Source organism: Pseudomonas sp. SK, assembly GCF_012975065.1.
GTDB classification, from domain to species: Bacteria; Pseudomonadota; Gammaproteobacteria; order Pseudomonadales; family Pseudomonadaceae; genus Aquipseudomonas; species Aquipseudomonas anuradhapurensis.
Map to the genome: position 1 here is coordinate 1652339 of NZ_CP051857.1, position 21082 is coordinate 1673420.

The 21082-nt window shown below is 64.2% G+C and carries 16 protein-coding genes and 6 tRNA genes; 20 read left to right on the forward strand and 2 right to left on the reverse strand.

Annotation, left to right across the window (positions count from 1 at the left end; all coding sequences use genetic code 11):
• Positions 1–108 precede the first annotated feature (108 nt).
• The 11 genes from HG549_RS07595 to HG549_RS07645 all read left to right on the forward strand — a co-directional run bounded on the left by HG549_RS07595 (position 109) and on the right by HG549_RS07645 (position 4642).
• Positions 109–184, forward strand: a tRNA-Ala gene (locus HG549_RS07595).
• Positions 185–256: 72 nt separating this feature from the next.
• Positions 257–332: transfer RNA gene (locus HG549_RS07600), tRNA-Glu, on the forward strand.
• A gap of 53 nt (positions 333–385) precedes the next feature.
• Positions 386–461 (forward strand) — tRNA-Ala (locus tag HG549_RS07605).
• A gap of 43 nt (positions 462–504) precedes the next feature.
• Positions 505–580, forward strand: a tRNA-Glu gene (locus HG549_RS07610).
• A 61-nt stretch (positions 581–641) separates the two neighbouring features.
• Positions 642–717: transfer RNA gene (locus HG549_RS07615), tRNA-Ala, on the forward strand.
• A 42-nt stretch (positions 718–759) separates the two neighbouring features.
• Positions 760–835: transfer RNA gene (locus tag HG549_RS07620), tRNA-Glu, on the forward strand.
• A 166-nt stretch (positions 836–1001) separates the two neighbouring features.
• Positions 1002–1541: a TetR/AcrR family transcriptional regulator gene (locus tag HG549_RS07625; protein WP_170028933.1), complete on the forward strand. Its 540-nt coding sequence runs from the start codon at positions 1002–1004 to the stop codon at positions 1539–1541.
• A 13-nt stretch (positions 1542–1554) separates the two neighbouring features.
• Positions 1555–2436, forward strand: coding sequence for an alpha/beta fold hydrolase (locus HG549_RS07630; RefSeq protein ID WP_170028934.1), 882 nt, complete (start codon positions 1555–1557; stop codon positions 2434–2436).
• Between the two features lie 136 nt (positions 2437–2572).
• Positions 2573–3007, forward strand: a complete 435-nt coding sequence (locus tag HG549_RS07635) for a thioesterase family protein (protein WP_170028935.1) — start codon at positions 2573–2575, stop codon at positions 3005–3007.
• Between the two features lie 52 nt (positions 3008–3059).
• A complete protein-coding gene (locus tag HG549_RS07640; protein WP_170028936.1) occupies positions 3060–4031 on the forward strand; it encodes a tRNA-dihydrouridine synthase in 972 nt (323 codons plus the stop codon).
• Between the two features lie 167 nt (positions 4032–4198).
• Positions 4199–4642 carry an Hsp20 family protein gene (locus tag HG549_RS07645; RefSeq protein WP_170028937.1) on the forward strand — a complete coding sequence of 148 codons (444 nt, stop codon included), beginning with the start codon at positions 4199–4201 and terminating at the stop codon, positions 4640–4642.
• 205 nt (positions 4643–4847) lie between these two features.
• Here HG549_RS07645 and HG549_RS07650 read toward each other — a convergent pair whose 3' ends face one another.
• Both HG549_RS07650 and HG549_RS07655 read right to left on the reverse strand, forming a co-directional pair.
• Positions 4848–8150: a PAS domain S-box protein gene (locus HG549_RS07650; RefSeq protein ID WP_170028938.1), complete on the reverse strand. Its 3303-nt coding sequence runs from the start codon at positions 8148–8150 to the stop codon at positions 4848–4850.
• A gap of 62 nt (positions 8151–8212) precedes the next feature.
• On the reverse strand, positions 8213–9091 hold the full coding sequence (locus HG549_RS07655; protein ID WP_170028939.1) for a LysR family transcriptional regulator: 879 nt from the start codon (positions 9089–9091) through the stop codon (positions 8213–8215).
• A 130-nt stretch (positions 9092–9221) separates the two neighbouring features.
• Between HG549_RS07655 and leuC the strand changes: the two genes are divergently transcribed.
• The 9 genes from leuC (at position 9222) to HG549_RS07700 (ending at position 21010) form a co-directional block, all read left to right on the forward strand.
• Complete coding sequence (gene leuC, locus HG549_RS07660; RefSeq protein WP_170028940.1) at positions 9222–10655, forward strand: 3-isopropylmalate dehydratase large subunit; 1434 nt, start codon at positions 9222–9224, stop codon at positions 10653–10655.
• On the forward strand, positions 10652–11296 hold the full coding sequence (gene leuD / locus HG549_RS07665; protein WP_114170365.1) for a 3-isopropylmalate dehydratase small subunit: 645 nt from the start codon (positions 10652–10654) through the stop codon (positions 11294–11296). Before leuC ends, leuD begins: the two co-directional genes overlap by 4 nt.
• A 132-nt stretch (positions 11297–11428) precedes the next feature.
• Positions 11429–12193 (forward strand): class I SAM-dependent methyltransferase, encoded by a 765-nt coding sequence (locus HG549_RS07670; protein WP_170028941.1) that lies wholly within the window; start codon positions 11429–11431, stop codon positions 12191–12193.
• 54 nt (positions 12194–12247) lie between these two features.
• Positions 12248–13330, forward strand: a complete 1083-nt coding sequence (leuB, locus tag HG549_RS07675; protein WP_170028942.1) for a 3-isopropylmalate dehydrogenase — start codon at positions 12248–12250, stop codon at positions 13328–13330.
• A gap of 63 nt (positions 13331–13393) precedes the next feature.
• A complete protein-coding gene (asd, locus tag HG549_RS07680) occupies positions 13394–14506 on the forward strand; it encodes an aspartate-semialdehyde dehydrogenase (protein ID WP_023660790.1) in 1113 nt (370 codons plus the stop codon).
• Between the two features lie 1006 nt (positions 14507–15512).
• The gene (locus HG549_RS07685; RefSeq protein WP_170028943.1) at positions 15513–16517 is read left to right on the forward strand and encodes an aspartate-semialdehyde dehydrogenase; all 1005 of its coding nucleotides are present in this window, start codon (positions 15513–15515) and stop codon (positions 16515–16517) included.
• A gap of 71 nt (positions 16518–16588) precedes the next feature.
• Positions 16589–19273, forward strand: a complete 2685-nt coding sequence (locus tag HG549_RS07690) for a FimV/HubP family polar landmark protein (RefSeq protein ID WP_170028944.1) — start codon at positions 16589–16591, stop codon at positions 19271–19273.
• Positions 19274–19467: 194 nt separating this feature from the next.
• A complete protein-coding gene (gene truA, locus HG549_RS07695; protein WP_170028945.1) occupies positions 19468–20328 on the forward strand; it encodes a tRNA pseudouridine(38-40) synthase TruA in 861 nt (286 codons plus the stop codon).
• Positions 20329–20389: 61 nt separating this feature from the next.
• Positions 20390–21010 (forward strand): phosphoribosylanthranilate isomerase, encoded by a 621-nt coding sequence (locus tag HG549_RS07700; protein ID WP_170028946.1) that lies wholly within the window; start codon positions 20390–20392, stop codon positions 21008–21010.
• Positions 21011–21082 lie beyond the last annotated feature (72 nt).

Below are 21082 nucleotides of genomic sequence, written 5' to 3' on the forward strand. Positions count from 1 at the left end.
TAGTTTGACAGCCCTGCAATCCGATCTTAATATGCGCCCCGTCCACAGCGATGAACGAAAACGAAACGTCAGGCACCCAGCCAGCGCTTCGGTTCAGAGCGACATTGTGGGGCTATAGCTCAGCTGGGAGAGCGCCTGCATGGCATGCAGGAGGTCAGCGGTTCGATCCCGCTTAGCTCCACCAAATTCCGTTTGGCAGCCAAGGCTGTCAAGCAAGACCGGGTCCAGCAACCGGGTCTTGAAGGTAAGAAGGTTCGTCCCCTTCGTCTAGTGGCCTAGGACACCGCCCTTTCACGGCGGTAACAGGGGTTCGAGTCCCCTAGGGGACGCCAGTTTTGCACAAGCGATGTTTCACGATGTCGCTGGGCCGAGAGGCTAGAAATCCGGGGCTATAGCTCAGCTGGGAGAGCGCCTGCATGGCATGCAGGAGGTCAGCGGTTCGATCCCGCTTAGCTCCACCAAATTTTGCCGCGGTTCGCGCAAGCGGATCGGCACGAAGGTTACGTCCCCTTCGTCTAGTGGCCTAGGACACCGCCCTTTCACGGCGGTAACAGGGGTTCGAGTCCCCTAGGGGACGCCACTTTTCCTGCGTTTTGCAGGGCTTAAAAAGGCTCGTCGATTATTGATGAGCCTTTTGTTTCGGGGCTATAGCTCAGCTGGGAGAGCGCCTGCATGGCATGCAGGAGGTCAGCGGTTCGATCCCGCTTAGCTCCACCATTTCTGCCAGGGTTCACATACGTGGATCTTCGCGAAGGTTACGTCCCCTTCGTCTAGTGGCCTAGGACACCGCCCTTTCACGGCGGTAACAGGGGTTCGAGTCCCCTAGGGGACGCCACATTTACCCGCGTATTGCGGGACCTTAAAGGCTCATTCGCTTATTGAATGGGCCTTTTGTTTTTTCTCCCACAAAAAACTCGCCGACAGAAGGCTGCAGAATTCGCTTGCGGAAAAATATGATGGGTATAATATTTCGATCATCATATTTTATCGGCGAGTGCCTGATGAGCGACAAGAAGAGCAAAACCCGCGAGCGCATTCTCGAAGCGGCATGCACGGCGTTGATCCAGCATGGCCCGGCCGAGCCTAGCGTCAGCCAGGTGATGGGCGCGGCAGGCCTGACCGTGGGCGGTTTCTATGCCCATTTCGACAGCAAGGACGAAATGATGCTCGAGGCGTTCCGCCAACTGTTGGGCGAGCGCCGAGCCTTGCTGGCCCAGGTCGATCCCAGCCTCGATGGCGCTGAGCGGCGGGCATTGGTCAGCGCCTTCTACCTGTCGCGCAAGCACCGCGATGCCGAGGTGCATGCCTGCCCACTGCCCAATTCGCTGGGTGAAATGCAGCGCCTGCCACAGGCTTTTCGCGAGGTGCTGGCCGAGCACATCGAGTTGATGACGGCCGCCATGGTCGACCGCCCCGAGGAAGCCGACAAGGCCCTGGCCGACCTGGCCCTGATGATCGGCGGCCTGGCCCTGGCCCGGGCCTTGGGCACCAGCGAGCTGTCTGACCGCATTCTACGCGCCGCCAAATCGGCGGTACTCTGACAGGAGCATGGCGATGACGACCCTGAGCTGGATTCGTGGTGTCAACGGCACCCTGGGCCGCCTGGCCCCGGAGCGTGTTGCGGGCAAGATGCGCCGTGCCTTCATGACCCCGCGCAGCCTGCCGCCGCGGCAATGGGAACTGCCGGTACTGGCCAGCGCCGAGCGCATCACCTTGCGCTTCGGTTTGTCTGCGTTGCGATGGGGCAAAGGGCCGACCGTGCTGTTGATGCACGGTTGGGAGGGGCGGCCGACCCAGTTTGCCGCCTTGATCGAGGCCCTGGTCCAGGCCGGGCACACCGTGGTGGCGCTGGACGGGCCAGGGCATGGTCGGTCGCCCGGCGCGCAGGCGCACGTGGTGCTGTTTGCCCGGGCCTTGCTGGAGGCTGCCGCCGAGTTGCCGCCGCTGCGCGCAGTGATTGGCCATTCCATGGGCGGTGCCAGTGTGTTGCTGGCGCTGCAGATGGGCCTGCGTGCGGAAGCGGCAGTGAGCATCGCTGCACCGGCGCAACTGCTGGGCGTACTGCGTGGTTTCGCCCACCGCCTGGGCCTGCCGGCACGGGCGCGGGCCGCATTCATCCGCCAGGTGGAGCGGGATGTGGGCATGCAGATTGCGCGGCTCGATGTCAGTGGTTACCAGCTGGAGTTGCCGGGGTTGGTGGTGCATGCCGCCAATGACGAGCTGGTGCCGGCTGGCGAAGCCCAGGCCATTCACAAGGCCTGGTTCGACAGCCGGCTGTTGCTGCTGGAGGAGGGCGGGCACCAGCGCGTGCTGGCCGACCCGCGCCTGGGTGAAGCGGTGCTGGAGCTGCTGGCCCGGGCTGGTGCGGTCCCTGTAGGAGAGGCCTTGCGTCGCGATGGGCTGCGCAACAGCCCCGGCAATCTGTGCTGGGACTGAGATTTTCGGGCCGCTACGCGCCCCATCGCGACACAAGGCTCCTACAAGGGCGCGTAGCCCCGCAGGCAAGCGTCGAAGGGCTGGACTTTGCCCCGCAGGTCACTGCTAAATTCACTTTTGCGCCAAGGAAGCGAATATGAGCTGGGACCTGGCAACACCTTTCGTCATCGACCTGCGCGTGGCTAACGAGGACATCGATGGCCTCGGCCACGCCAACAATGCCGTCTACGTCACCTGGCTGGAGCGCTGCGCCTGGCGCCACTCGCAGCGCCTGGGCCTGGACCTGGCCGAATACCGCCGCCTGGACCGGGCCATGGCCGTGGTGCGCCACGAAATCGACTACCTGGCTGCCGCCTACGAGGATGACGAGCTGCAACTGGCCACCTGGATCATCGACTGGGACCAGCGCCTGCGCATGACCCGGCGCTTCCAGCTCAAGCGCCCGCGTGACGGCGTGACCCTGCTGCGCGCCCAGACCACCTTCGCCTGCATCGAGCTGTCCAGCGGCAAGCCCAGGCGTATGCCGGCGGAATTTCTCGATGGTTACGGCCCGGCGCTGATCGGCGCCTGAAACAGCGGCAATTTTTGCTAGACTGCCGGCTTTTTCCCGCCGAGACCCCGACATGCAAATTGCCCTGGCCCCCATGGAGGGGCTGGTCGACAACATCCTGCGCGACGTGCTGACCCGCGTTGGCGGTATCGACTGGTGCGTCACCGAGTTCATTCGCGTATGTGACCGCCTGCTGCCGCCTGCCTCGTTCGACAAGCTGGCGCCCGAGTTGCGCAACGGCGCGCGGACTGCCGCCGGGGTGCCGATGCGTGTGCAATTGCTGGGTTCCGACCCGGTGTGCCTGGCCGAAAACGCCGCGCTGGCTTGCGCGCTGGGGGCGCCGGTGATCGACCTGAACTTCGGTTGCCCGGCCAAGACCGTTAACAAGTCGCGTGGTGGTGCAGTACTGCTCAAGGAGCCGGAGCTGCTGCACGCCATCGTGCGCGAGGTGCGCCGCGCCGTGCCGGCGGATATTCCGGTGACGGCGAAGATGCGCCTGGGCTTCGACAGCCCCGATGGCGCGCTGGACTGTGCCACCGCCCTGGCCGAGGGCGGTTCGGCGCACCTGGTGGTGCATGCGCGGACCAAGGTCGAGGGCTACAAGCCGCCGGCCCACTGGGAGTGGGTGGCGCGGGTGCAGGATGTGGTCAAGGTGCCGGTGTTCGCCAATGGCGAGATCTGGACCGTGGACGACTGGCAGCGTTGTCGCGAAGTCAGTGGTGCCGAAGACATCATGCTGGGCCGCGGGCTGGTCTCGCGCCCGGACCTGGGCCTGCAGATTGCCGCAGCGCGTGATGGGCGGGAATACCTGCCGATGACCTGGGCCGACCTGCTGCCGTTGCTGCGTGAATTCTGGCGCCAGGCCCAGGCCAAGCTGTCGCCGCGTTATGCGCCGGGGCGGATGAAGCAGTGGTTGGCGATGCTGACCCGCAGTTACCCGGAGGCGGTGGTGCTGTTCGCCGAATTGCGCCGGGAAGATGACTGCGCGCGGATCAGTCGCTTGCTGGGAGTTGAAGCGCAACCCTTGACGGCATGTGTTGCCTGATCAGGCGCTTTCACCGGCGTGCCTGCGAAAAGGGGGGCGCCCCGGTTCAAGATTTTTTTTGCTGGCCCCTCTTGAAAGCATTTCCCTCGACCCTATCTCTTGAGTACGCGATGCCGAAGTCGGGTCGCGTAGTGACTTTACTTGCTGAATCTCAGGAGTTTATGACCATGAACACTGCTTTCTCTCTTGCTCCACTGTTCCGCCATTCCGTAGGTTTCGACCGTTTCAACGACCTGTTCGAATCTGCGGCACGTAACGAGGCCGGTAGCAGCTACCCGCCCTACAACGTGGAAAAGCATGGCGATGACCAATACCGCATCGTGGTAGCCGCAGCCGGCTTCCAGGAGCAGGACCTCGACCTGCAGGTCGAAAAAGGTGTCCTGACCGTGTCCGGTGGCAAGCGCGACAACGGCACTGAAGAAGTGACCTACCTGCACCAGGGTATCGCGCAGCGCGCCTTCAAGCTGTCCTTCCGCCTGGCCGACCATATCGAAGTCAAGGCTGCCGGCCTGGCTAATGGCCTGCTCAGCATCGACCTGCTGCGCATCGTGCCTGAAGAAGCCAAGGCCAAGCGCATCCCGATCAATGGTGACAAGCCAGCGCTGAACTGATCGCGGCGATGTGAAAAAGGGCACCCCCGGGGTGCCCTTTTTTGTGCCCGCTGTACTGGCCTTTGCGCGCTACCTTTTGTAGGCGCGGCCTTGTGTCGCGATGGGGCGCGAAGCGACCCCAAGATCCCAGCCGTTGCAACAATAGCCGGGGCTGCGACGCTGCCCATCGCGACACCAGGCTGCTCCTGCAGGGCGCGTGTCAGTGTCAGCTTCCGGAATTCGCCGGCGCCTCCAGCAACATCTGCCGAAACTCCGACAAGGGCAGCGGCCGGCTGTGCAGGTACCCCTGGTACAAATGGCAGCCCAGCCGCTCCAGGAACTCCAGCTGTTCGGTCAGTTCCACCCCTTCGGCAATCACCGCCAGGTCCAGGCTGCGGGCCATGGCGACGATGGCGCGGACGATTTCGGCGTCGTTCGGGTCCATCGGCGCATCGCGCACGAAGGTCTGGTCGATTTTCAGTGCGTCCACCGGCAGCCGTTTCAGGTAGGTCAGCGAGGAGTAGCCGGTGCCGAAGTCATCCATGGCAAAACTCACCCCGTGACGCTTCAGCTCACGCATCTTGCTGATGGTGTCTTCGAGGTTCTGGATGACGATACCTTCGGTGATTTCCAGCTTCAGCATCTGCCGCGGCAAACGGTAGTCGTCCAGGCTGCGCAGCACCCGCCCGACGAAATCGTTCTGGCGGAATTGCCGCGGGCTGATGTTCACGCACAGGCTGAAGCTGTCGGCCTCGACCAGCCCGTCGGCCAGCATGCTGGCGCAGGCGTCGCAGGCTTCGTCGAGAATCCAGCTGCCAACCTCCAGGATCAGGCCGCTTTCTTCCAGCACCTGGATGAATTGTGCCGGCGGTTGCTGGCCCAGTTGCGGGTGGTGCCAGCGCAGCAACACCTCGGCGCCGACGATGCGGTTGTCACGCGCGTCCACCTGCGGCTGGAAGTGCAACGCCAGTTCGCCACGGGCCAGGGCCAGGCGCAGGTCGTTTTCCATGCGCAGGCGCTCGCTGGCGGCTTTCTGCATGGTGGTGTGGAACAACTGGGTGGTGTTGCGCCCGGAGTCCTTGGCCCGGTACAAGGCGATATCGGCGCGCTTGAGCAGGTCGGCTGGCGTGGCGCCATGGTCGGGGATCAGTGCGACACCGATGCTCGGCGTCACCTGCAGGCGCTGGCCATCCAGCGACATCGGCTCGGCCAGCAGTTCGCGCAGGGTGTCGGCCAGTTCGCGGACTTTTGCTTCGACCATGTCGCGGCTGCCTTCCAGGCCGCTCAGCAATACCACGAACTCGTCGCCGCCCAGGCGCGCCACGGTGTCTTCCAGGCGCACGCTGGCTTCCAGGCGCGCAGTGACGATCTTCAGCACCGTGTCGCCCACCGGGTGGCCCAGCGAGTCATTGATGTGCTTGAAATGGTCGAGGTCGAGGAACAGCAGGGCGCCGCGCAGGTTATGGCGCTTGAGCAGGGCGATCTGCTGGCTCAGGCGGTCCATCAGCAGGGCGCGGTTGGGCAGGTTGGTCAAAGGGTCGTGATAGGCCAGGTGGCGAATCTGCGCTTGGGCATTCTTCAGCTGGCTGACATCGCGAGCGTTCAGCAGCAGGCAGTCGACTTCGTTCAGGGTAATGGGTTCGACCGATACCTCCACGGTGAGGATATCGCCACGCTTGTTGCGCCCGAGCATCTCGCGGTGGTGCACCCGGCCACGCTCGCGCAACTCGGCCAGCAGGGCGCTACGCTGCTTGTCGTCGGCCCAGATGCCCACCTCGTACACCGTGCGGCCGACCACTTCGGCGGCGCTGTAGCCGGTCAGGCGGCAGAAACCGTCGTTGATTTCCAGGTAGCGGCCACTGTAGCGCTCGGTGATGGTGATGGCATCGGGGCTGGAGTGGAAGGCTTTGGCGAACTTCTCCTCGCTGGACTTGAGCGCCGCCTCGGCGCGCTGCTGCTGGGTGATGTCGCGCAGGGTGGTGACGCTGCAGGGCTGGCCGTCGACGGTGATCAGGCGGCTGGAAATCACGCAGGTCAGCGGTGCGCCATTGCGGTGGTTGACCACCACGGCGACGTTGCTCAGGGCCTGTTCGCGGATCACCCGCTCGATGCGTTGCGCGCGCTCGAAGGTCTCGGCCCACAGGCCGATTTCCTCGGCCGTGCGGCCGATGACCTGGTCGGTGCTCCAGCCGAAGGTCTGGGTGAACGCCGGGTTGATCTCGATGAACTGGCCGGTGTCCTGGCGGTTGACGCAGATCGGGTCGGGGCTGACCTGGAACAGGCTGGCGAACTTCTCTTCCGAAGCGCTCAGGCGTTGTTCGCGTTCCACCTGGTCGGTGATGTCGAGCAAGGTGCCGGCCATGCGCAGCGGGTTGCCCTGCTCGTCGCGGTACAGCCGGGCGCGGCTTTCGATATAGCGCGAGACGCCGTTTTCCAGTTGTACCTGGTAGGTCACCTGGTAGTTGCCGGCAGGGCCTTCGCGCAAGCTGCGGTAGGTCTGGCGCATCGCGTTGCGCTCTTGCTCCGGCACCCCTTCGAAGAATGCGTCGAACGATTCGTGAAAGGGGATCGGCGGCAGGCCATGCAACTGCGCGGCGCGGGCCGAGCCGTAGAGCATGCCGCTGGGGATATGCCAGTCCCAGGTGCCCAGTTGGGCCGAGTCCAGGGCCAGGTCCAGGCGCTCCTGGCTTTCCTTCAGCGCCTGTTCGGCGCGTTTGCGTTCGGTGGTGTCCATGAAGGTGCTGAGGAGGAAGGTCACGCCCTCCAGCTCTATGCCCTGGGTGCTGAGTATGCCGTCATGTACCTTGCCGCTGATGGCGCGGAACTGGACTTCCAGGTTCAACGGGCCGTTGCTGGTGCGGGTCGACTCCAGCAACTGGTGACGCTGTTCGGGGTTGACCCACAGGCCCAGTTCCAGGCTGGTCTTGCCGATCACCTGGCTGCCGGGCCAACCGAACATGTTTTCGAAGTGCTGGTTGACCTCGAAAATCATGCCGTCGTGGCGGCGGGTCAGCAGAATGGCGTTGGGACTGAGGTGGAACAGGGTGGCGAAGCGCTTCTCCGAGTTGATCAGCGCGGTTTCCCGTTCGCGCTGGCGGGTGATCTCGCGGATCACCCCGATCATCTGCGGCCGGCCTTGCTGGTCATGGGTCAGGCTGCCGTTAATCTCCAGCCAGTGCAGGCTGCCGTCCGGCCAGCGGATGCGATGGCGCATGGCTTTTTCCGCCGGCTCGCCGTTGACCACGGCCTGGAACACCTGGCGGGTGCGGGCGCGGTCTTCTTCTGGCAGCAGGTCGAGATAGTCGATATCGCTGGGTAGCGGCTTGTACGGGTCGAAGCCGAACAGCGCCTGGGTGCCGCGCGACCAGCTCACCCGGCCGGTCTGTATATCCCAGAGCCAGGCGCCCAGCCGCGCCCCATTGAGCGCGGCCAGCAGTTGCGGAGCGTTCTGCCAGGCCTGTTCCGACTCCTGGGGATCGGCCGCAGGGATGCGCGGCAGGCGCGGAAAGCGGTTCGCTGATTTGGGCATCGGTACCAGACCTTTGGCGTATGACGCGTCCTTTGAGATGGAAAAACCGGGCTGACGGCCGGTCAGGCGGGCCCCGCGTGGCTGTCGAGCAGGGCCATGAATGCCCTGGCCGCGTTCGATAACGTACGCTCAGTGTGCAAAATGTAGCCTAGCTGGCGCGACAGCTGTATGCCCGGCAAAGTGATGGGTGCAACCTGTTCATCGAGCATGGTGCGCGGTAGCACGCTCCAGGCCAGGCCGATCGACACCATCATCTTGATGGTTTCCAGATAATTGGTGCTCATGGCGATGTTCGGGGCCAGGCCCTGGCTTTCGAACAGGCGCTGGACGATATGGTGGGTGAAGGTATTGCCGCCCGGGAATACTGCCGGGTGGCGCGCGACGTCGGCCAGGCTCACCGCATGGTTGGCGGCCAGTGGGTGTTCAGGGGCGGCGACGAAATCCAGGGCGTCGTCCCACACCGGCACGGCCTTGACCAGGTGATGCGGTTCGGGTGCCAGGGTGATTACGGCAATCTCGGCGCGGCCATGCAGGATTTCGTCGTAGGCCTGTTCCGAATCCATGAACTGGATATCCAGCGCCACGGCTGGGTATTGGCGCGTGAAGGCCCGCAACAGCGGCGGCAGGCGGTGCAGGCCGATATGGTGGCTGGTGGCCAGGGTCAGACGGCCGCTCACTGCGCCGGTGAGGTTGGTCAACGCTCGGCGGGTGTCGTCCAGGACATTGAGGATCTGGTAGGCGCGCGGCAGCAAGGCGCGGCCAGCCTCGGTCAGGGTGACCTCGCGGCCCAGCCGGTCGAACAGGCGCACCTCCAGTTGCTGTTCCAGCCCGGCGATGCGCTTGCTGACCGCTGGCTGGGTCAGGAACAGGCGTTCGGCTGCCGCGGAAAAGCTTCCAGTTTCGGCAATGGCGATGAAGGCGCTAAGGTTGGCCAGGTCCATGGTTTGAATTCCTGTTGGTTATCCAAAGCATAAAAATTATGAATTTGAGTTATTCAATCTAAACCCCTAGCATCGACCGCACAAGCCAAGGGGTCTTTGGCATAGAAAGACGCTGATGAGGAACAGTCTGATGGCTGGCAAAACGCTCTACGACAAACTCTGGGAAGCCCATGAGGTCAAGCGCCGCGATGACGGCTCGTCCTTGATCTACATCGACCGCCACATCATCCACGAAGTGACGTCGCCCCAGGCCTTCGAAGGCCTGCGCCTGGCCAATCGCAAGCCTTGGCGCATCGACGCCAACATCGCCACGCCGGATCACAACGTGCCGACCACGCCCGAGCGCAAGGGGGGGATCGAGGCCATCGTCGACCAGGTGTCGCGCCTGCAGGTACAGACCCTCGACGAAAACTGTGACGAATACGGCATCGTCGAATTCAAGATGAACGACGAGCGCCAGGGCATCGTCCACGTCATCAGCCCGGAGCAGGGTGCCACCTTGCCGGGCATGACCGTGGTCTGCGGCGATTCGCACACCTCCACCCATGGCGCTTTCGGCGCCTTGGCCCACGGTATCGGTACTTCCGAAGTCGAGCACGTGCTGGCGACCCAGTGCCTGGTCGCCAAGAAGATGAAGAACATGCTGGTGCGCGTGGAAGGCCAGTTGCCTGCCGGCGTTACCGCCAAGGACATCGTCCTGGCGGTGATCGGCAAGATCGGCACCGCCGGTGGTAACGGCCACGCCATGGAATTTGCCGGCAGCGCCATCCGCGAATTGTCGATGGAAGGCCGCATGACCATCTGCAACATGTCCATCGAAGCCGGTGCCCGCGTAGGCCTGGTAGCGGTGGACGACACCACCGTTGCCTATGTCGAAGGCCGCCCGTATGCGCCCAAGGGCGAGCATTGGAAACAGGCGGTCGCAGCCTGGAAAGGCCTGGTTTCCGACGCTGACGCGGTGTTCGACACCGTGGTCGAGCTCGACGCTGCGCAAATCAAGCCGCAGGTCAGCTGGGGCACTTCGCCGGAGATGGTCCTGGCTGTCGACCAGCGCGTGCCGGACCCGGCTGCCGAGCCGGACCTGATCAAGCGTGGTTCGATCGAGCGTGCCCTCAAGTACATGGGCCTGGCCGCCAACCAGGCGATCACCGACATCAAGCTCGACCGCGTGTTCATCGGCTCGTGCACCAACTCGCGCATCGAAGACCTGCGCGCCGCGGCTGCAATCGCCAAGGGCCGCAAGGTCGCAGCCAACGTCAAGCAGGCGCTGGTGGTGCCGGGCTCGGGCCTGGTCAAGGCCCAGGCCGAACGCGAAGGCCTGGACAAGATCTTCCTCGAAGCCGGTTTCGAATGGCGTGAACCAGGCTGCTCGATGTGCCTGGCGATGAACCCGGACCGCCTGGAGAGCGGCGAGCATTGCGCGTCCACCTCCAACCGCAACTTCGAAGGCCGTCAGGGCGCCGGTGGCCGTACCCACCTGGTCAGCCCGGCCATGGCCGCCGCTGCTGCGGTGACCGGCCACTTCATCGATGTCCGCGAGTTGATCCAAGGGAGCGCAGCATGAAAGCCTTTACCCAGCACACTGGCCTGGTCGCCCCGTTGGACCGTGCCAACGTCGACACCGACCAGATCATCCCCAAGCAGTTCCTGAAGTCGATCAAGCGCACTGGCTTCGGCCCCAACCTGTTCGACGAGTGGCGTTACCTGGATGTGGGCCAGCCCTACCAGGACAACAGCAAGCGCCCGTTGAACAAGGAATTCGTGCTCAACCACGAACGTTACCAGGGCGCCAGCGTGCTGCTGGCGCGGGAGAACTTCGGTTGCGGCTCGAGCCGTGAGCACGCGCCGTGGGCGCTGGACGAGTACGGCTTCCGCAGCGTGATCGCGCCAAGCTTTGCCGACATCTTCTTCAATAACAGCTTCAAGAACGGCTTGCTGCCGATCATCCTCAGTGATGAGGAAGTCGACGAGCTGTTCAAGCAGGTCGAAGCCAATCCCGGCTACCAGCTGGTCATCGACCTGCAGGCGCAGGCCGTGACCCGCCCGGATGGCAAGGTGCTGCACTTCGAGATCGACGCGTTCCGCAAGCACTGCCTGCTCAATGGCCTGGACGATATCGGCCTGACCTTGCAGGACAGCGACGCGATCAAGGCTTTCGAAGGCAAGCACCGCGCAGCGCAGCCTTGGCTGTTCCGTGATGCCTGATTGTTTGTAGGTGGCAGTACCGGCCTCTTCGCGGGCACGCCCGCTCCCACAGAGAGCAGCGCTGTACCTGTGGGAGCGGGCATGCCCGCGAAAGGGCCGGTACAGGCAGCAAGAAACCAAAAGGATCGAGACATGACCAGCACTACCCACACCGATGTGGTCCAGCGCCAGTTCGGCGAACAGGCCAACGCCTACCTCAGCAGCGCCGTACACGCCCAGGGCAGCGAATTCGCCCTGCTGCAGGCCGCGCTGGCGGGGCAGGGCCATGCCCGCGTGCTGGATCTGGGCTGCGGTGCCGGCCATGTCAGCTTCCACGTCGCCCCGCTGGTTGCCGAAGTGGTTGCCTACGACCTTTCGCAAGCCATGCTCGACGTGGTCGCCAGTGCCGCTGCCGAGCGCGGCCTGGCCAATATCACTACCGAACGCGGCGCCGCCGAACACCTGCCGTTCGCCGACGCCTCGTTCGACTTCGTCTTCAGCCGCTACTCGGCCCACCACTGGAGCGACCTGGGCCTGGCCCTGCGCGAAGTGCGCCGGGTGCTCAAGCCGGGCGGCGTGGCAGCCTTCATCGACGTCATGTCGCCCGGTAGCCCGTTGCTCGATACCTACCTGCAAACGGTGGAAGTGCTGCGCGACACCAGCCACGTACGCGACTACTCCGCCGCCGAATGGCAGCGCCAGGTCAGCGAGGCCGGCCTGCACGTGCGCAGCCACACCCGCCAGCCGCTGCGCCTGGAGTTCGGCAGCTGGGTCGAGCGCATGCGCACCCCCGAGCCGATGCGCGTGGCCATCCGCCAGTTGCAGCAAGCCATGGGCGCAGAAGTACGGCAGTATTACCAGATCGAGGCCGATGGTTCGTTCAGCACGGATGTGCTGGTGTTGTGGGCCGAGCGTTAAGAACTTTTCGGTGTGGCCCGCTTGGCCGCACCGCGTGAATGGATAGAGGAAAGCATGAGCAAGCAGATTCTGATTCTCCCAGGTGACGGTATCGGCCCGGAAATCATGGCCGAGGCGGTCAAGGTGCTGGAGCTGGCCAACGACAAGTTCCAGCTCGGTTTCAGCCTGGCCCACGACGTCATCGGTGGCGCCGCCATCGACAAGCACGGCGTGCCGCTGGCCGACGAGACCCTGGAGCGTGCGCGCAAGGCCGACGCCGTGCTGCTGGGCGCCGTGGGCGGGCCGAAGTGGGACAAGATCGAGCGTGACATCCGCCCGGAGCGCGGCCTGCTGAAGATCCGTTCGCAACTGGGCCTGTTCGCTAACTTGCGCCCGGCCATTCTCTATCCGCAACTGGCCGATGCCTCGTCGCTCAAGCCGGAGATCGTTTCGGGCCTGGACATCCTCATCGTCCGTGAACTGACCGGTGGTATCTACTTCGGTGCACCGCGTGGCCAGCGCGAGCTGCAAGGCGGCGAGCGCCAGGCCTACGACACCCTGCCGTACAGCGAAAGCGAAGTGCGTCGCATTGCCCGGGTCGGCTTCGACATGGCCCGTGTGCGCGGCAAGAAGCTGTGCTCGGTGGACAAGGCCAACGTCCTGGCGTCCAGCCAGCTGTGGCGCGAAGTGGTCGAGGACGTGGCCAAGGACTACCCGGACGTGGAACTGAGCCACATGTACGTCGACAACGCTGCCATGCAGCTGGTGCGAGCACCCAAGCAGTTCGACGTGATGGTGACCGACAACATGTTCGGTGACATTCTGTCGGATGAAGCTTCTATGCTGACCGGTTCCATCGGCATGCTGCCTTCGGCGTCGCTGGATGCCGACAACAAGGGCATGTACGAACCTTGCCACGGCTCGGCGCCAGACATCGCCGGCCTGGGTATCGCCAACCCGTTGGCGACCATCCTCTCGGTGTCGATGATGCTGCGCTACAGCTTCAACCAGGTGGCTGCCGCCGAAGCGATCGAGAAGGCCGTGAGCGTGGTTCTGGACCAGGGCCTGCGCACCGGCGACATTTTCTCGGAAGGCTGCCGCAAGGTGGGTACGCAGGAAATGGGCGACGCAGTAGTCGCAGCGCTGCGGAATCTGTAATCTCTCTGGCCCGCCACCCCAAATTCCCGGTGGCGGCCCACTTTTAGCAAAGGTGTAGTTGCGATGAAACGTGTAGGTCTGATCGGTTGGCGCGGTATGGTCGGTTCCGTGCTCATGCAGCGGATGCTGGAGGAGCAGGATTTCGACCTTATCGAGCCGGTGTTCTTCACCACCTCCAACGTCGGTGGCCAAGGCCCGAACGTGGGCAAGGATACTGCTCCACTCAAGGATGCTTATTCGATCGAAGAACTCAAGACCCTCGACGTGATCCTGACCTGCCAGGGCGGCGACTACACCAACGAGGTCTTCCCCAAGCTGCGTGAAGCCGGCTGGCAGGGCTACTGGATCGATGCCGCTTCGTCCCTGCGCATGCAGGATGACGCGGTGATCATCCTCGACCCGGTCAACCGCAAGGTCATCGACCAGCAACTGGACGCGGGCACCAAGAACTACATCGGCGGCAACTGCACCGTCAGCCTGATGCTGATGGGCCTGGGCGGCCTGTTCGAAGCCGGCCTGGTCGAGTGGATGAGCGCCATGACCTACCAGGCGGCCTCGGGTGCTGGCGCGCAGAACATGCGTGAGCTGATCAAGCAGATGGGCGCTACCCACGCCGCGGTGGCGGATGACCTGGCCAACCCGGCCAGCGCCATCCTCGACATCGACCGCAAGGTTGCCGAAACCATGCGTAGCGAAGCGTTCCCGACCGAGAACTTTGGTGTGCCGCTGGCCGGCAGCCTGATTCCGTGGATCGACAAGGAGCTGCCGAACGGCCAGAGCCGCGAAGAGTGGAAGGCCCAGGCGGAGACCAACAAGATCCTCGGGCGCTTCAAGAGCCCGATCCCGGTGGACGGCATCTGCGTGCGCATCGGCGCCATGCGTTGCCATAGCCAGGCGCTGACCATCAAGCTGAACAAGGATGTGCCGCTCGCCGACATCGAAGGCATGATCAGCCAGCACAACCCTTGGGTGAAACTGGTGCCGAACCAGCGGGAGATCAGCATGCAGGAGCTGACCCCGACCAAGGTGACCGGGACCCTGAATATTCCGGTTGGCCGTTTGCGCAAGCTGAACATGGGGTCGCAGTACCTCGGTGCGTTCACCGTCGGTGACCAGCTGCTGTGGGGCGCGGCCGAGCCGCTGCGTCGTATGCTGCGGATCCTGCTGGAGCGTTGATCGTTCTGGTGTGACCGAAAACCCGTGCTGGCGACAGTGCGGGTTTTTTATTTCCTGTCCTGCCAAGTCCCAGCTTTGCTTTTGCTTTTGCTTTTGCTTTTGCTTTTGCTCTTGCTTCTAAGCGCGCGATAGTTCAGGCGCCGCCGAATGCGACTTCAGGAGGCCGAGCGAAGGGCTTGCGGAGGGAGGTGACGGGCATGGATGCCCGTCAAGCGCTGAGGCCCCATGGATGGGGCCTGCAGCGCGTCCTCCCGGGAGCAAGCCCGTAGCGAGGGGACCCCGGAGCGCAGCGTAGGGGCCGGATGATGGGAGCCAGCGTTTTTTGGTTACTTTTTGCCGCGTTTGGCAAAAAGTGACCCGCCGTAAGGGCGGAAAGGTGACTAAGCGCCGCCTTTGAAAACGAATGTTGACCTCATTGTTGAAGCCCACGCTTGAAAGCGAAAAGCGAAAAGATTGAAGCGGGATAGCGCTGGTTTTTATCGCGCGCAAAGTCCATTGGCGATGGCGACGCTGACTCACCTTTTCGCCCTTACGGCGAGTCACTTTTTGCCAAACGCGGCAAAAAGTAACCAAAAAACGCTGCGCTCCCATCATCCGGCCCCTCCGCTGCGCTCCGGGGTTCCCTCACTCCGGCCTTGCTCCCGGGAGGACGCGCTGCAGGCCCCATCCATGGGGCCTCAGCGCTTGACGGGCATCCATGCCCGTCACCTCCCTCCGCAAGGCCTGCGTTCGGCCTCCTGAAGTCGCGAAGATCAAGAGCAAGATCAAGATCAAGATCTAGATCTAGAGCAAGATCAAGAGCAAGAGCAAGAGCAAGAGCAAGAGCAAGAGCAAGAGCAAGAGCAAGAGCAAGAGCAAGAGCAAGAGCAAGAGCAAGAGCGAAAGCGAGAGCGAGAGCGGAGTGAGTAGGGTTTGGCTGTGGGGCGGGGTTTGGGCTGGCACAGACAAAACTCTACAATCCAAGTAAAGTGCCGCCCCCGCCGTTTTCAGCAAAAGGATTCCTTCCATGACAAACCCTTTGGACATCGCCGTCGTCGGCGCCACCGGCAGCGTCGGTGAAGCCCTGGTACAGATCCTCGAAGAACTGGCCTTCCCGGTCGGCACGCTGCACCTGCTGGCCAGCATGGAGTCCGCCGGTAGCAGCGTGATGTTCGCCGGCAAGAAGCTGAAAGTACGCGAAGTGGACAGCTTCGACTTCGCCCAGGTCCAGCTCGCCTTCTTCGCCACCGGCGCCGCCGTCAGCCGCAGTTTTGCCGGCAAGGCGCTGCAGGCGGGTTGTACCGTCATCGACCTGTCCGGCGGCCTGGACGACGCCCTGGCCCTGGTGCCCGAAGCCAACGCCGAACGCCTGGCCGGCCTGGCGCTACCCGCGCGCATTGTCAGCCCATGCTCGGCCGCCGTTGCCCTGGCTGTGGCGCTGGCACCGCTCAAAGGCCTGCTGGATATCGAGCGAGTGCAAGTGATGGCGGCACTGGCCGTGTCCGCACAGGGCCGCGAGGCGGTCACTGAACTGGCCCGGCAAACCGCCGAGCTGCTCAATGCCCGGCCGCTGGAGCCACGCTTCTTCGGTCGTCAGGTCGCATTCAACCTGCTGGCCCAGGTGGGTGCTGCCGATGAACAGGGCCATACCGCGCTGGAGCGGCGCCTGGTCAGCGAGCTGCGTGTGCTGCTGGGCATGCCTGAACTGAAGATTTCCGTGAGCTGTGTTCAAGTCCCGGTGTTTTTTGGCGATAGCTTCAGTGTGGCGGTGCAGAGCCGTCGCCCGGTCGACCTGGAGGCGATTCAACAGGCACTCGAGGCCGCCGACAGTGTCGAACTGGTGGAACGCGACGATTATCCGACCCCGGTTGGTGACGCAGTGGGCCAAGACGTGGTCTATGTTGGTCGTGTACGGCACGGCGTTGATGAAGACCAGCAGCTCAACCTCTGGCTGACTACCGACAACGTGCGCAAAGGCGCCGCGCTGAACGCCGTGCAAGTGGCGCAATTGTTGATTAAACACATGCCGTAAAAGATACTGGCGAGCAATTTTGTCCTGCTCCGCATGCAGGTTTCAGGACGCTTCATACAAGGGAAGAGGTCATGCTTCGAATTCGCAAACTGGTTCTGGCCATGGCTGCAGCATCGGCGCTGTCATCAGGCATGGCGAATGCCCTGGGCCTGGGGGAGTTGACCCTCAAGTCGGCACAGAACCAGCCGCTGGACGCCGAGATCGAGCTGCTGGACGTGCGCGACCTCACCGCCGCCGAAGTGGCGCCGAGCCTGGCGCCGCCGGAAGAGTTCAGCAAGGCCGGGGTGGCGCTGCCGCCTTACCTCGAAGACCTGACCTTCACGCCGGTGATCAACCCCAACGGCAGGAGTGTGCTGCGGGTAACCTCCAGCCAGCCGCTGCCCGGGCCGGTGGTCAAGTTCCTGGTCCAGGTGATGTGGCCGCAGGGCCGTCTGCTGCGTGACTACAGTGTGCTGCTCGACCAGGCCAAGGCCCAGGGCGACAAGCCGGCGGCAGGCAATGTCGCACCGGCGGTGACCAGTGCCGGCAGCTACACCACCCAACGTCGTGACACCTTGTGGCAGATTGCCGCGCGCAACACCCAGGGTGGCTCGATCCAGCAGACCATGATCGCGATCCAGGCGCTGAACCCGGACGCCTTCATCGGCAACAACATCAACCAGCTGAAGGTGGGCCAGGTGCTGCGCCTGCCCGACCAGCAGCAGATCCAGAGTATTGCGCAGGGCGAGGCGACCCGTGAGGTGGCCGAGCAGTATGCGGCCTGGCGTGAAGGCCGCCGTCTGGGCCCACGTGCCCGCCAGCTGGATGCCACCCGTCGCGGTGCCGCCGATGCAGCGCCGGCGCGCATTGCCCAGGGCGACAACCTGCGCCTGGTCAGCCCGGGCACCCAGGCCGGCGCCGACCAGGCCAAGGCACTCAGCGACAAGCTGGCCGTGGCCGAGGAAAGCCTGGACACCAGCCGTCGCGACAACGAAGAGCTCAAGAGCCGCATGGCCGACCTGCAGAGCCAGCTGGACAAGCTGCAGCGTCTGATCGAGCTGAAGAACAACCAGTTGGCCCAGCTGGAGGCCCAGGGCGCAGCTGCCCCGGCCCAGCCTGCAGCCGATGCGCAACCCGTGGTCAAGCCTGCACCTGCCGCCGTGGATACCGCGCCCGAGCCGGCGCCAGCCACCGAGGCAGCAGCCAATGAGCAGCCTGGCGGTGTGCTGGACGAAATCACCGGCAACCCGCTGCTGCTGGGGCTGATTGCCGGCAGTGCATTCCTCGTGCTGCTGCTTCTGCTGTTGCTGCTGGCGCGCAAGCGCAAGGCCCAGCAGGAAGCCGAGAAACACCTGCGCATGGCGCGCGCGCTGGAAGAAGAGCAGGGCGCAGGCTTCGACAACGACAGCGCAAGCCTCGAGGGCGTCGAGGTCTCGGCCCCGAGCGTGACCCTGTCGCCAGCCGTGGTCGCCGCTTCGGCCGCCGCCGCAGCAGCAGCGGAAAAACCGCCGGCAGCTGCCGTCGAAGCGCAGCCCGAGGCGCAAGCCGACCCGTACGCCGCGCTGTTGGAGGAAGTTGGGCAATGCCTGGCCGCCGGCCGCCTGAACCGTGCTGCCGACCTGCTGGAGCCCGCTGTGGCCGCCGCGCCGCAGCGTGATGACCTGCGCCTGCAACTGATGGATGTGTACGCCCGCCAGGGTGACCAGAGCGCCTTCGCCGAGCAGGAGCGCAAGCTGCCGGCCAGCGAGCAGAACAGCGCCGCAGTTGCCGGCTTGAAGGAACGCTACCCGGCCATGCTCGGCCTGGCTGCTGCCGGCCTCGGTGCTGCGGCCCTGGCTGCCGAGATGGACGAACAGTATGTGCAGGGCTTGCTGCAGGATCAGCCTGAAACCCCAGCGGCTGCCGATATCGGGCTGGACGACCTGCCGGCCCTCGAGCCGCAGTTGGCGGTCGAGCCGGAGGCCGTCGCGCCAGCGCAGCCTGAAGCAGCGCTAGAGCCGGAAGCGGGGCTGGATGCCTTCGATGAAGTGCCGACCCTGGATGTACCGGGCCTGGATGAGCAGGACCTGGACAGTGCCTTCGACCTGAGCCTGGGTGATGACCTGCCCGAGGATGGCCCGCTGGCCGAGCCAGTGCTGGATGAGCCTCTGCCGCCAGAGGTTCCGGCAGCAGAAGAGCCGTTTGCCGTCGATGCCGAGCTGCAGGCCGATGCCGACGCCGATTTCGAGGCCATGCTGGCCCAGGCCGAAGCGCAACCCACGGTCGACCTGTCCGATTTCGACCTCGATGTCAGCGAGCCGGTTGCCCCGGCTGCTCCGGCGGCGGCCGACGAGCCCGCGGTGGATGTCGCTGCGGAACTGGCCGCCTTCGACAGCGTGCCGGCGTTCGACCCACTGTCCGAATTCGACCTGCCGTCCGACTTCGACCTGTCGTTGTCGCTGGAAGACGATTCGCCGGCAGCCAAGAGCTTTGCCTCCGAGCTGGACGACGTCAACGCCGAGCTGGACAAGCTGTCGCAGAGCCTCGAGTCCCCCTCGCTGGAGCCGCACTTCACCAGCGAAGACGCGGCTGCCCAGCCAGAGCCCGAGCCACTGGACGACCTGGACTTCGACTTCTTCTCCGGCAGCGACGAAGTGGCCACCAAGCTTGACCTGGCCCGTGCCTATATCGACATGGGCGATCACCAGGGGGCGCGTGACATCCTCGACGAAGTGGTCAAGGATGGCGATGAAAGTCAGCGCCAGGAAGCCGAGGACATGCTTTCCCGTCTGATTTGAGGCAGGCAAGCCTGGGCCTTTTCGCGGGTAAACCCGCTACCACGAGTTACCCCGGGGCTTTGAACCCGTGGGGTCCCTGTGGGGGCGGGTTCAGCCGCGAAGAAACCATCAAAGAGCGTGCAGACCCGACGGCAGTCCAACACGGCTGCCGTTGTCGTTATAATCCCCGCCATTTCGTACACCCCACAGGTTTCATGCTCTTGGACATCATCGACACCGCCGCCGCCGAGTCTGCGGCCGAAGGCTACTCTCGCATCGCCCTGGGCGTGGAATACAAAGGTGCGCGCTACCGCGGCTGGCAGCGCCAGGCCAGTGGTGTGCCGAGTGTCCAGCAGGCGCTCGAACAAGCCTTGTCCAAGGTGGCCAACGAGCCGATCTCGGTCATCTGCGCCGGGCGCACCGATGCCGGCGTACACGGCTGCGGGCAAGTCGTGCATTTCGACACCCGCGCCGTGCGCGACGAGCGCGCCTGGACCATGGGTACCAACTTCAACCTGCCGCATGACATCAGTGTGGTCTGGTCGCGGCCGATGCCGGCCGACTTCCACGCCCGTTTCAAGGCCTGTGCCCGGCGTTACCGCTACGTCATCTACAACGACCCGATCCGCCCGGCGCACCTGGCCGAGGAGGTCACCTGGAACCATCGCCCGCTGGATGTCGAGCGCATGGCGCAAGCTGCCCAGTACCTGCTTGGCACCCATGATTTCAGCGCCTTCCGTGCCAGCCAGTGCCAGGCCAAGTCGCCGATCAAACACATCTACCACCTGCGCGTGACCCGCCATGGCCAGATGATCGTGCTGGATGTACGCGCCACCGCCTTCCTGCACCATATGGTGCGCAACATTGCCGGCGTCCTGATGACCATCGGTGCCGGCGAACGCCCGGTGGCCTGGGCGCGTGAGGTGCTGGAGGGGCGCAATCGCCGCGAAGGCGGGGTCACGGCGCACCCGTACGGGCTCTACCTGGTGCAGGTGGAGTACCCCGAGGAGTATGCCCTGCCCAAACGTTACATCGGCCCACACTTTTTGACCGGCTACGAGGCACTGGCTGACTGACGGGCCAAACGTCATTTGTTAACATCCGGCCTTTGACTGCCACCAGCAGGGTTCGCTGTCCATGAGCAACGTTCGCAGCAAGATCTGCGGTATTACCCGCATCGAAGACGCACTGGCCGCTGCCGAGGCCGGGGCTGATGCCATCGGCCTGGTGTTCTACGCCAGGAGCCCACGCGCGGTGGACGTGCGTCAGGCACGGGCGATCATCGCCGCACTGCCGCCGTTCGTGACCACGGTGGGGCTGTTCGTCAACGCCACACGCTGCGAGCTGAACGAGATTCTCGAAGCGGTGCCGCTGGACCTGCTACAGTTCCACGGCGATGAAACTCCGCAGGACTGCGAAGGCTACCAGCGCCCCTGGATAAAGGCCCTGCGGGTGCGCCCGGGCGACGACCTGGAGGCGGCTTGCCGGCTTTACGCCGGCGCCCGCGGCATTCTGCTGGACACATACGTACCTGGCGTACCCGGAGGTACCGGTGAGGCATTCGACTGGTCGCTGGTGCCGGCGCGCCTGAGCAAGCCGGTCATCCTGGCCGGTGGGCTGTCGGCCGACAATGTCGGCCAGGCCATCGCCCAGGTGCGGCCATACGCGGTGGATGTCAGTGGCGGCGTGGAGCAGGCCAAGGGCATCAAGGATGCGGCGAAGATCGAAGCCTTCGTGCGGGCGGTGAAACAGGCGTGATGGCAGATGTGACGGCTGGCTGCGCGCCATCGTCCATAGCTTTCGCAGCCCTGTTGGGCAGCCGCCTGCGCC

Excerpts from the sequence above, each read along its gene's own strand:
- HG549_RS07635 (WP_170028935.1), top strand. The coding sequence starts at position 2,573 with ATGAGCTGGGACCTGGCAACACCTTTCGTCATCGACCTGCGCGTGGCT.
- leuB (WP_170028942.1), top strand. The coding sequence starts at position 12,248 with ATGAGCAAGCAGATTCTGATTCTCCCAGGTGACGGTATCGGCCCGGAA.
- HG549_RS07630 (WP_170028934.1), top strand. The coding sequence starts at position 1,555 with ATGACGACCCTGAGCTGGATTCGTGGTGTCAACGGCACCCTGGGCCGC.
- HG549_RS07700 (WP_170028946.1), top strand. The coding sequence starts at position 20,390 with ATGAGCAACGTTCGCAGCAAGATCTGCGGTATTACCCGCATCGAAGAC.
- asd (WP_023660790.1), top strand. The coding sequence starts at position 13,394 with ATGAAACGTGTAGGTCTGATCGGTTGGCGCGGTATGGTCGGTTCCGTG.
- HG549_RS07650 (WP_170028938.1), bottom strand. The coding sequence starts at position 8,150 with ATGCCCAAATCAGCGAACCGCTTTCCGCGCCTGCCGCGCATCCCTGCG.
- leuC (WP_170028940.1), top strand. The coding sequence starts at position 9,222 with ATGGCTGGCAAAACGCTCTACGACAAACTCTGGGAAGCCCATGAGGTC.
- HG549_RS07625 (WP_170028933.1), top strand. The coding sequence starts at position 1,002 with ATGAGCGACAAGAAGAGCAAAACCCGCGAGCGCATTCTCGAAGCGGCA.
- HG549_RS07655 (WP_170028939.1), bottom strand. The coding sequence starts at position 9,091 with ATGGACCTGGCCAACCTTAGCGCCTTCATCGCCATTGCCGAAACTGGA.
- HG549_RS07670 (WP_170028941.1), top strand. The coding sequence starts at position 11,429 with ATGACCAGCACTACCCACACCGATGTGGTCCAGCGCCAGTTCGGCGAA.
- leuD (WP_114170365.1), top strand. The coding sequence starts at position 10,652 with ATGAAAGCCTTTACCCAGCACACTGGCCTGGTCGCCCCGTTGGACCGT.
- HG549_RS07640 (WP_170028936.1), top strand. The coding sequence starts at position 3,060 with ATGCAAATTGCCCTGGCCCCCATGGAGGGGCTGGTCGACAACATCCTG.
- HG549_RS07685 (WP_170028943.1), top strand. The coding sequence starts at position 15,513 with ATGACAAACCCTTTGGACATCGCCGTCGTCGGCGCCACCGGCAGCGTC.
- HG549_RS07690 (WP_170028944.1), top strand. The coding sequence starts at position 16,589 with ATGCTTCGAATTCGCAAACTGGTTCTGGCCATGGCTGCAGCATCGGCG.
- HG549_RS07645 (WP_170028937.1), top strand. The coding sequence starts at position 4,199 with ATGAACACTGCTTTCTCTCTTGCTCCACTGTTCCGCCATTCCGTAGGT.
- truA (WP_170028945.1), top strand. The coding sequence starts at position 19,468 with ATGCTCTTGGACATCATCGACACCGCCGCCGCCGAGTCTGCGGCCGAA.